The 4,082-nt window shown below is 32.3% G+C and carries 6 protein-coding genes; 2 read left to right on the top strand and 4 right to left on the bottom strand.

Annotated elements, in window-relative coordinates; genetic code table 11:
- Positions 1 to 515 precede the first annotated feature (515 nt).
- Together MV589_RS07705 and MV589_RS07700 are read left to right on the top strand one after the other, a co-directional pair.
- Entirely contained in the window at positions 516 to 782 is a 267-nt protein-coding gene (locus MV589_RS07705) for a hypothetical protein (RefSeq protein ID WP_297433566.1), read from the top strand.
- Entirely contained in the window at positions 766 to 1,182 is a 417-nt protein-coding gene (locus MV589_RS07700) for a type II toxin-antitoxin system VapC family toxin (RefSeq protein ID WP_297433564.1), read from the top strand. Before MV589_RS07705 ends, MV589_RS07700 begins: the two co-directional genes overlap by 17 nt.
- Before the next feature lie 68 nt (positions 1,183 to 1,250).
- Here MV589_RS07700 and MV589_RS07695 read toward each other — a convergent pair whose 3' ends face one another.
- The 4 genes from MV589_RS07695 to MV589_RS07680 form a co-directional block, all read right to left on the bottom strand.
- On the bottom strand, positions 1,251 to 1,619 hold the full coding sequence (locus MV589_RS07695; RefSeq protein ID WP_297433562.1) for an HVO_A0114 family putative DNA-binding protein: 369 nt from the start codon (positions 1,617 to 1,619) through the stop codon (positions 1,251 to 1,253).
- Complete coding sequence (locus MV589_RS07690) at positions 1,619 to 1,906, bottom strand: toxin-antitoxin system TumE family protein (RefSeq protein ID WP_297433560.1); 288 nt, start codon at positions 1,904 to 1,906, stop codon at positions 1,619 to 1,621. Before MV589_RS07690 ends, MV589_RS07695 begins: the two co-directional genes overlap by 1 nt.
- Before the next feature lie 99 nt (positions 1,907 to 2,005).
- Positions 2,006 to 3,118 carry a tyrosine-type recombinase/integrase gene (locus MV589_RS07685; RefSeq protein WP_297433558.1) on the bottom strand — a complete coding sequence of 371 codons (1,113 nt, stop codon included), beginning with the start codon at positions 3,116 to 3,118 and terminating at the stop codon, positions 2,006 to 2,008.
- 427 nt (positions 3,119 to 3,545) lie between these two features.
- Positions 3,546 to 4,082 (bottom strand): aldose epimerase family protein (locus MV589_RS07680; RefSeq protein WP_521966173.1); only part of this gene is annotated, 537 nt, incomplete at its 5' end.

Raw genomic sequence — 4,082 nt, 5'->3', positions numbered from 1 at the left:
AAAAACCTGTTCCGATGATAAAATCTAAACTTTATGAACTAAATCAAATATTCAATCTTAAATTTTATGAGGAGAAAAATTAGTTAGGTGTTACTGTTAGACACAACTTTTAGGATATGTCTCGATTTATTGCTCTTCTTCATCAAGAGTCTCTTTTAAAATGCTGCCTACTGCTATGGCAATAGTTAATAGCGTAGATGTACTCCACATGATTATGCTCCTTGTAGCGGTGTGTAGTGTAGGTTATTTAACGGGGTGAAATTCAGGTCAAGACTATTCCACCAGTGGGAATAGTCTTGAAGAGTCTTGTTGTTTGTGAAATGTGAGTTTTTCATCATGCTCCTTTGTGTTGTGTTTCAGAGCTATAATATGTAATTGTATTTTTTTGGGAACTCTTATAATCGAGAGGTTTTACCTAGTAATAGATGATTATTTACTGTAAATACCATATGTTAAGTAAAATACGCTATAATATGTATGTATTAAATATATACATACTATAAAAGGAGTAAAGTATGGGCTCTCTTACTGTACGCAAAAACTTTAAATTTGATAAAGAATTGGTAGATAAAGTAAGTACTTTATTACACGAAAGAAATTTAAACTTTACACAGTTCTTGTCTCACTACTTCCAAGCTGTCATCAAAGAGCCAACACTTATAGATACAGTTGAAAAAAAATCGAAACAGAGAAGTGGGAATTTTATAGGAATCTTAGATGGAAAAATTGGAGATATGGATTATAAAGAGATGAAAAAGAGCTATAATGAAAATCTTTCTTGATGCAAACATTTGTCTTGATCTGCTTGACACTACACGTCCAACCTCAAAACGCAGCGTTGCATGGTATCTTGCAAATAAAGATAATGAAGATTATGAGTTCTTTTTTTCAGCAGATTTTATCACTACATTTTACTATGTCCTTACAGAAAAAAGAAAACACGATGCAAAAGAGACACTTCACGCCATAGATATGCTTAGTGATGAGATAACTCCACAGTACCTTACACACATTGACTTTCACAATGCTAAAGAGTACTTTTTTAACGATGTCTTTGAAGATTTTGAGGACTTGCTTATTTTAAGCAGTGCTTCTCGCGCAGACTCTAGCCAATTTATAACAAATGATAAAAAACTTCTCAAATTAAGTCATTTTCAAAATATAAATATAGTCGCACCTTAAAAATCTCTATACGGACAGAATTTTTGTACAAGTCTAATTCTTATTTTTATCACGAATGAAACTTATAATTACGCTGCTTCAAGTCCAAATTCAACTTGAAAGTGAGTAGCCTTAACTTCAGGAACCAGTGCATTGTTCTGTTTATGAAGTTCCACTATGCCATATCTCTCTAATGTTTTAAGAGTACGAGAGAGATTTGATTTTGCTCTACCAGTCAACTCTTCTAACTCTTTAAGAGATTTAGGATGATTATCAAGTATCACTCTGAGTAGATCTTGATTCTCATTAGAGAGTATCTGAGCCATAGATTTTACAGATTCAAACCACACTTTTGGTTCATCCTTTTTAGGCTTGTAAATCCCCTTCGCTATATCTATAGTTCTTTGTTTATATTGTTCCATTGACATAATGCCAACTTTTATTGTTTTCATCTTCATTAATTATTCTCCATGTAGTAATCAACACTTTTCCAAAAATCTTCCAATAGTTGTGAGGCTGATTCAAACTCATAAGCAACTATATCCATCTGTTTATGGATATGGTCATATGACTCTTTTCTTGCTCCATACTTTTTAGATGATTTAAAACTATGCGCATTGTCATAACCGACAACTCGATGGTTATTCTTATCGTGCAAAGTTAATGAGTATCTGATACCATGAGGTATAGACTTACTTACTTCTACTTGATAAGCCTCAAACTTAACCCAGTAGCCATTATCCATAGGGAAAACTTCTCCATGTAAGTTGAGTAAATTTTCTAAATCATCCACTTGATTCCTTTATTATCATCTGATGATAACATACTTTCTTTTAAATTCTAATTAGTTATCAGTATTGTGGTTAAGTATCTCAACATCAAGCACATCATCAATCTTATCTAGTCCTATCTGCCCACTCTTGTAATGGTTTACAGACAAATACTTATTGATAGTATTTACATCTTTGTGCCCTAAAATACCACTCAGAACAATGGCTTCGGTTTTTTGCTCAGCCAACATTGAAACTAAAATATTTCTCATATAATGTAACGAGAGGTTGTTTATACCTATATGTTTTTTCAGTTGCCTCATTTGTCGATCAGTATTCGTAATGACGTCGCCAGTAACGGGACTTTTAAACACAAGACCTTTTCTATCATCTTGAATAAGTAAAATTTGATCTTTAATATATGGTGCCAGTGGATACTTCTGTTTATCGTCATTTTTAGTATTTTCTATCCAGTAGTAGTTACTTTCAAAGTCTATATTTTTCCATTTAAGATTAAGAATTTCTGATTTTCTACGACCAGTCAAAGCGAACAAAAATAGCGCCTGATAGAATGGTTCATCTTTATAGTAGGTTACAATGCAGTTATGAACTTTTTGAAATAGCGCTGTTGCATCAGTAACCACTTTCTTCTGGTTTGGTATTTTCACCGTTAGATTTGCTATAGGGTTTTCTTTCATGTACTTATTCGTAATTGCAAAATTAAACAGTGGTTTCAATACCTCCAATATCAACTTCTGCGTTCTTGGACTCAATTTTTCTGCCTGCATCTTAGCAATAATCTTTTTAACATCCATTTCACGAATTTTATCAATCTTCTTTTTCCCTAATGAGTGCTGAATATATCTTGCATAATTTTGTCGTTTGATGGTAGTCCATTTTTTATTGGCATCTAATGTTTCAGAGTATAACTCAAACAATTTATCGAGAGTAACAATAGCAAATGCATTAAAACCAGCTTCTACATCATTTTTATATTCCTGCAGTGCTTTCTTGGCATCTGCAATGCATGTACCTTTTGTCCAATCTGTAGCTTGAACTTTATACGCTTTACGATAGCGTTTATTGTCATATCTAAAATCAAATAAAAATTTTGTTTTATCTTTCTTGTGTATGAAGAGGTTAGATGCATTTTTCACTGCAACATAATCATTTTTATTTAATGCCATTTCACTTCCCTTTTACATTGGGTGTCCGCTTGGGTGTCCGCTTTTGAAGAATTATTATACATTAAAAAGAATCTATAAAAAATTAAAGTCCCTATTTTTAGGGCTTTTGAGGCTAAGAAGAAACGTAAAGAAATCTAGTTTATTTGGTTCAAGTCCTTTCATCCGCACCATCAATTTATCCCTAAATTAGGGACTTTAAAGCACTTCAAAAAATACTTTTTAAGCTATATACAACTTCTTTTATAAACTATTTTATCATTGAGTAAATTTTGCAACGCCTATTCAACCAATAAATGCAATTTCCACCTAACTAACTACGCAGCCATTACTTTTGAAACTCTAGCATAAAAAAAGTGCTACTTAAGTTACTGACACAAAATTTTAAACGCTCTCACCCAAAATAAAATGATGGGAATTCTACTAGATATTAAGGCTTAATCAGCGTACTATATTCTACAGAGATGCTCACACTTTTGTTTGGCTTTACAATTTTAAAGTCATCCAGAGCATTTGCACTTTCTATACATACAAATTTTTTGTATCCCTCTTTTTGCATCCCGCTCATTTTGGCACATTTTTCTATCCAAGGGTTCCAGACAATAACAGAGTTTGAATTAAAAGCTTCAATACGCACTTTTTTCTCGCTATCTTCTAAAACTATCTCAGAAGAGCTCTCCTTATAAATCCTATCTACCTCTTTATCTATTTTTATGCTACCTCGCTGCACTACTTCTTTATCTATTAAAGTATCTATATAATGTCTATTTTCAAGCCCAAAAATTTGCACATCTGCAATCTTAGAAATATTAAAATAGGTATGAAAAGCCTCTGTTATGAAAAACTCTTTTGTATCGCTATTTGTCGTTTTCATCTCAATTTTTAAGGTTTCTGATATGTAGAAGAAAATATCTAGCTCAAAAGTATAATCCCAGATTTTACGGCTCTCTTTTGAGCTTTTCAATTT

The organism is Sulfurimonas sp. (genome assembly GCF_026991475.1).
Taxonomy (GTDB): domain Bacteria; phylum Campylobacterota; class Campylobacteria; order Campylobacterales; family Sulfurimonadaceae; genus Sulfurimonas.
The sequence above is the reverse complement of the archived record's forward strand: the minus strand, read 5'-3'. Positions and strand labels throughout refer to the sequence as shown.

Coding starts and splice junctions, on each gene's coding strand:
- MV589_RS07705 (WP_297433566.1), top strand. CDS start 516: ATGGGCTCTCTTACTGTACGCAAAAACTTTAAATTTGATAAAGAATTG.
- MV589_RS07700 (WP_297433564.1), top strand. CDS start 766: ATGAAAATCTTTCTTGATGCAAACATTTGTCTTGATCTGCTTGACACT.
- MV589_RS07695 (WP_297433562.1), bottom strand. CDS start 1,619: ATGAAGATGAAAACAATAAAAGTTGGCATTATGTCAATGGAACAATAT.
- MV589_RS07690 (WP_297433560.1), bottom strand. CDS start 1,906: ATGGATAATGGCTACTGGGTTAAGTTTGAGGCTTATCAAGTAGAAGTA.
- MV589_RS07685 (WP_297433558.1), bottom strand. CDS start 3,118: ATGGCATTAAATAAAAATGATTATGTTGCAGTGAAAAATGCATCTAAC.